The organism is Enterococcus cecorum, assembly GCF_052119425.1.
GTDB lineage: Bacteria > Bacillota > Bacilli > Lactobacillales > Enterococcaceae > Enterococcus_E > Enterococcus_E cecorum_C.
In genome coordinates this window covers 1-1,667 of record NZ_JBQKFH010000083.1, presented here as the reverse complement: position 1 = coordinate 1,667, position 1,667 = coordinate 1, and the positions used below count along the sequence as shown (strand labels likewise).

At 30.4% G+C, this 1,667-nt stretch carries 1 protein-coding gene; it reads left to right on the top strand.

Annotated features, from left to right (window positions below; all coding sequences use genetic code 11):
* Positions 1 to 232: 232 nt before the first annotated feature.
* On the top strand, positions 233 to 1,540 hold the full coding sequence (locus tag ACTQZM_RS11835; protein ID WP_441653883.1) for a hypothetical protein: 1,308 nt from the start codon (positions 233 to 235) through the stop codon (positions 1,538 to 1,540).
* Positions 1,541 to 1,667: the final 127 nt, after the last annotated feature.

The window sequence follows — 1,667 nt, the reverse complement described above, 5'->3', positions numbered from 1 at the left end:
GTTGAGATGCATCAAGTGATGAGAAAAAGCTGAGTTCAAGTGACCCCACTTTACAACGAAGCAAGAGCTCATTTTTGCTTCGTTGCTTGAAGTGATTCCTTTCATTTTTGGACATCTCTAAAGGGACAATTGGTTGTTTCGTCATAAAAAATCCTCTCCAATCTTCTGTTTGAATACAGTATAACTGGAGGACTGGAGGGATGCTATACACCTTGTTATTGGGCGCTTACGATTGATTAGATTGAAAAACGAAAAAAGAATATTTAGAGTGGTTGTTGAAGAGTACAAACAATACTATATTGATATATTAAATCAGTTAGAAAATAATAAAATATTGGGTAGAGAAGTTATTTATTCAAAAGTTATAGATAATAATCTGGATTTTAATTTTCCTCTAGTTATTGAACATGAATATATTGAACCTATTTCTTACTGTTTTGAATGGTCCCCAAGGATGTTTGAAGATTACGTGATATTCATGATTGAATTTTTGAAAAAATTGAATAAAATAAATTTTGGATTAGAGGATGGACATTTATTAAATGCTACCTTATATAGAGGTGAGTTTATTTTTATTGATTTTGGTGCAATATGTTCCACTATTACAACTCCTTTAACTTTAGTAGAGTTTATTAATACCCATATTCTTCCGTTTGTTTTATTGAAGAAAAATAAGATTGATAATGCTTATCTATTGATGAAAAATTCACATATAGAATTTTCTATATTAGATGTAAAGGGTTATCTTACAGAAAGTGAACTACAACAGCTTATTGGTATCTATCAAAAAGCACTTTTTGCTTTTAGTTCAGAAAAAATTGAGTTACTTTTAGAGAAATTGAGTTTATTTATTAGCCAAATTCAAGCAACTACTTTTTCAACGCGTTGGATTGGTTATCAGAATGATGAGTGGGACTGGTCACAGAATAGAGATAACTGGTCAATGAAAATGAAGAATGTTATTAGCTTAATTAAAACAGTTAAACCTAACAGTATAATGGACCTAGCTGGTAACATGGGGTGGTATGGTAGCTACTTACATGATGAAGTGAGTCAAGTAATCATAGCTGATATGGATTATGGTTGTATTGATCATTTATGGAAAAATATTCACGATAGAAAAATGAATAATGTTTATCCTGTCTATATGTCATTATGCACTCCATCACTAGATTATTATAGAGATTATCCTATTTCTTCAAATAGTGGATTAATACCTTGGCGTCTATCATCTAACGATAGATTTAAATCAGAATCGGTATTAGCTTTGGCTATTATACATCACTTGGCTTTTGGTCAGCAACTTACATTTAAAGAAATAATAGAACAAATTAGTTTATATACTAAAAAATACTTAATTATTGAGTTTGTTGATCAAAAGGATGTATATATTGATTATTTTCTTAAGAAAGGCTTTGAATGGTATACACGGGAAAATTTTGAAAAGCAACTGTTAAGAAAATACGATATTTTATCAGTCAAAGAGTCTACCCCTTCTGAGACAAGAACTTTGTATTTATGTCAACTAAAAGATGATTAATCTTACCTAACCCAAACGGGGCTGACCCAAAAGTAGCCCCTATGTGAAAAAATAGAGGTCTTTCCATTTAGATAGTAGTGGAAAGATCTCTATTTATCTTTTGAAAGTGAATACAAAAATAAAGCAC